The sequence below is a fragment of the Nostoc sp. 2RC genome, assembly GCF_014222165.1.
In the GTDB taxonomy this organism is placed as follows: domain Bacteria; phylum Cyanobacteriota; class Cyanobacteriia; order Cyanobacteriales; family Nostocaceae; genus Nostoc; species Nostoc linckia.
The window spans coordinates 1-4,215 of sequence record NZ_JACKZU010000517.1; the positions used below are offsets into that span (position 1 = coordinate 1).

At 32.6% G+C, this 4,215-nt stretch carries 3 protein-coding genes; 2 read left to right on the top strand and 1 reads right to left on the bottom strand.

Annotated elements, in window-relative coordinates; translation table 11 throughout:
• Window positions 1-95 precede the first annotated feature (95 nt).
• Together GNE10_RS32430 and GNE10_RS32435 are read left to right on the top strand one after the other, a co-directional pair.
• On the top strand, window positions 96-599 hold the full coding sequence (locus GNE10_RS32430; RefSeq protein ID WP_099067225.1) for a GNAT family N-acetyltransferase: 504 nt from the start codon (window positions 96-98) through the stop codon (window positions 597-599).
• A 47-nt stretch (window positions 600-646) separates the two neighbouring features.
• Window positions 647-1,552 carry a beta-1,6-N-acetylglucosaminyltransferase gene (locus GNE10_RS32435; RefSeq protein WP_185570102.1) on the top strand — a complete coding sequence of 302 codons (906 nt, stop codon included), beginning with the start codon at window positions 647-649 and terminating at the stop codon, window positions 1,550-1,552.
• 199 nt (window positions 1,553-1,751) lie between these two features.
• On the opposite strand, the gene GNE10_RS32440 is transcribed toward GNE10_RS32435, so the two are convergent.
• Window positions 1,752-3,827: a LysR family transcriptional regulator gene (locus GNE10_RS32440; protein ID WP_185570104.1), complete on the bottom strand. Its 2,076-nt coding sequence runs from the start codon at window positions 3,825-3,827 to the stop codon at window positions 1,752-1,754.
• Window positions 3,828-4,215 lie beyond the last annotated feature (388 nt).

Below are 4,215 nucleotides of genomic sequence, written 5' to 3' on the forward strand. Positions count from 1 at the left end.
ATATTATATATTTTAACGATAAATTTACCTGAGTTTATATTTTGAGTGGACTTGATATTCTCAAAGGCATGTCATCTAAGTGCAGTGTGAAAACGATGAACGCCACTAAAATCTCTCTGAGACGTGCTGAGGAAAAAGATGGGTGGGTGCTGAGTGCAATTCATATTGCTGCTATCAAAGCTCTACCAGCAACTTTTTATACAGAAAAAGAACTTTTAGCTTGGCGTAACAATCGCAACCAGCCTGATGCTTCAAATATTTTAAAAAATATGAAATTGGAGTCTTTATGGGTTGCGGTGGAGGGAGATATTGTTATGGGTTTTACCAGTTTTGTTGTTGATGAACTGATTGGGTTATACGTCCATCCAAAATATCAAGGTCAAGGTATTGGACGTACTTTAGTTGAACATTTTTGTTATCTAGCTAGGGATGGAGGTATAGATAAAGTAATTACAACTGCGAGTCTGTATGCAGAAGGATTTTATTTAAAATTGGGATTTACTACAATTCAAAGAGCGCCTCATTATTTGAGAAATGGGATAATTGTCCCTGTTACTAAGATGAGTAAAATATTAAACAATCCTGAGGTAAGAGTATAAAAATCAAGTATTTTGGCTTCTAAATGCACAATTATACTAGCCAATCTATGAAAATCGCATACATTATCTTAGCTCATAAGTATCTCGAACAATTAAAGCGTCTGATTCATCGACTTAATACAGAAGATGTTTCATTTTTTATACACATAGATAAAAAAGTAGAAGCGAAAATATATCATCAGGTAGTTACCCTATTAAAAGATTTTACCAATGTTTTTTTTCTCAAAAGATTCAATTCAGGATGGGGAAGTTTTGATGCTGTAAGAGCTAGTTTTGAGGGGATAAAATCAATAGCTAAAACGGGTATAGACTTTGATTATGTTATACATTTATCCGGTCAAGATTATCCAATTAAATCAAATACACATATTAAAAAGTTTCTCGAACAAAATAAAGGTAAAGAATTTATAGAATATTTTCCATTACCATGTAATAAATGGGAAGGAGGCGGTTTAAGAAGAATAGAGTATTGGCATATTCGTTGGGGTAATCGGTATATTGCTATTCCGGAAAAGCGTGAATTTAAATCTGCTATTCACTCTTTTATATATTCATTTTTGATTTCTTTTTTGCCTAAAAAACGTAATTTTTTTGAAGGCTTTACTCTTTATGGAGGTTCTGCATTTTGGTGTTTAACCGGAGAGTGCATAAAGTATATACATAATTTTGTCAAACAAAACCCTAAGTTTGTTAATCGTTTTAATTACACTCATATAACAGATGAAATTTTTTATCAAATACTTATTTTAAATTCTACATTTCAAGACAAAATAATTAACGACCACTTAAGGTATATAGATTGGGAAAATATTAACGCACTCCATCCCCGAATTTTAGGAACAAATGATTTTGAAAACATTAAGCAATCAGAGAAATTATTCGCTAGAAAATTCGATCAAATTATAGAACCACATATATTAGATATGATTGATGAAATGATTTATAAACGATGATATAAACCGCTTCTACTTTAAAATCCTTAGTTTTTTGAAAATCGGGTTTTATTTTATTTACAAATCCTAAACTCTTCCCCGTTCCTTTTTGAAAAAGTCCACTTCTCAACTTGGATGAAGTTTAAGATTGCGATCGCAACTGATAAAACTTAGACAAAACAAGATTTTTCAGTCCGTCTCCAGTCCCTTGTTATGGCAATTAATATGCATTTGTCTTGGTATTATCATCTTTGATGGAGACATCGTAATTATCATAGAGAACTTTCATATATCGGTTAAACTGTTCTTCTAAAAAATAGCTACTTGAGAACTCACTAGAAAAGGAAACCTGATGAAAATGGTAATCCAAATTCAGCAGGTTGTAGACAAGTCGCAAAAAATAATCATCTATCCAAAAATCCACATCAAAAAGTGAAATTCCATATTTTCCTTCCAACCTACGATTTAAAGTTTTCAGCAACCAAGACCATTGGGGTTTAAGTGTCGGATCGATGCGATTACCAAATACCGGATTAAAAAATTGATTTATCTGTGACTCTTTCACATTCATGACTTTACTTAATAAATCTATTGCTTGAATTTGGGATGAATCAAACCAATAGTTAGCAACTAGTAAATCATGTAAATAAGCAATTACCAGTTTAGGGTTTTCTTTAATGAATTGTGAACGACAAACAATTCCTCTAATGGATGGAATATTTAAACTAATTGTTTGAGCGAAAGATAGCTTTTTAACAAAAGCATATCCTTCTAGAATAGATGCAAAAGTGTAACAACATACGTAGGCATCTATAGTTTTATCTGCTAGACTTTTGCTAGCTTCACGAGGATCTTCATCCACTAATCTACAATCTTGATTGACATCCATATTATAGAGGTCAAATAGAGTAATAATAAATCTATGAGCGTGAGAGCCAAATAAGGTAGAAATCTTTTTTCCTTTGAGATCCTGAATAGTATTTATCGTTGCATCCTTATGAATCACAATATTAATATCCTGGCCCAAAAGATTATAGGAAGCAATGCCAATTAATTTAGAACCAAAACTGAAATCATCAAAAAAATGACTACCGTTATTCAAAAGAGAAATATCATCTAAAATACAAATATCTAGTTCTTTCCGTTTCATTTGTCGATTCATTTGTTCTCCAGAAGTAAATGGGAGAATTTGTAAATCAAAATTGCGATTAATTTCAATATTTTTAAATATAGGCTGTTCCAGTAATGCAGATGATTTTTGTAAATCAAAAATATACTTAGTCACATATCCAGCTACAAATTGCCCAATGGAATCACTCTGAATTCCAATTCTCAAGACATTTTCTTCTTTGGTATTACAGGTAGCTATAATTATATTTACATTGGGCAAACTTTCTAAGTTGTCTCTATCAAGTCGGAAACTTCTCACCAAACCCTCAGCAGATATTAACAATTCACTCCAGCGAGGGACATGAATATAAATGCCATATTCATGAATATCTTCAATAGGCAAAAACATTGCCTGATATTTAGATATGATATCAGCTTGACAAAAATCTGGTAAAATTGTTAATTTTTGATTGATTGCAGCATAATTTAGTAATTCATCATAATTTTGTAGCTGTTGCACAGAATTTAATTTATCAATTAGAAATCCATTTTTAGCAAGTTCATGATGCACTTCATCTAAAAGTACAATATTATCCAAATAAATATCATTTATTTTAACTAAATGATGCCCTTTAAAAGATTCATGTCCGCCAAATGAGACTAATAACATTTTGTGAGTTGTTAATCTAGTACAGTGGTGTTCTTGCTTATATCCAGAACAACTGTTGAGTAAGAGATCCATTTTTAGAAGTTGAAAATCAGTAAAAAATCTGCTACGCTGTACAGCGATCGCTTTGATATTTCTACCTGGAAAACAAAGTTGAAATCGTTGCAAATGCTGTTTGAGCCAGACTTCTAAGATTAAACTAGTAGCCCCTAATATTAAATCTTCACCGTCAGCACTAAATGTTGCTTGAAATTCTTCTCGGAGATTTTCTACAGTTTTGACGATATTAATTGTTTGAGAAATTAATTTCTTACCCTTATTAGTCAAGGATACAGAACCTGGAGAACGATTGAGGAGAGTTACACCAAAATAATCCTCGGTTTGCTTTACCTTTTTGCTAATCAATCCTTGACTATACCCTAGTTTTTGTGCTGCCTTTGAGAAGCTGCCACATTCATCTACTGCTTGTAAAATTTTGATGTGATTAAGGGTAATATCTTCAAGCTTACGCTTATTCATAATAATGTTAATTTAGGTAAGGTCAATGCTTCGCAACCATCCCCCACAAACGCAGGAGACCAAATTCCAAACTGAAGTGGCATAAATTCTTTTCCAGTACTTGTTGCTAGGAAATCTCAAGTAAAATACGGTAAGTACGTGTAAGTATAGTATTTTCTTATTTCACACTATCACATTTATGTGGATGGAGTTTTTTAGAGAAAGCCGTCGCCTATTACGGGATGGAATAATGTGCTAATTGCCTGATTTTTGCTAACTTAAACTGTATTCCGATCATACTTAAGTATCCATCACAGTGGTCTGGCAACCCAAAATGCTGGGTCAGCCCTGGATAAACGTAAGGTCTTTAAAACCTTTCCCCCTTCCCCTTTTCCCTTCCCCTTTCCCC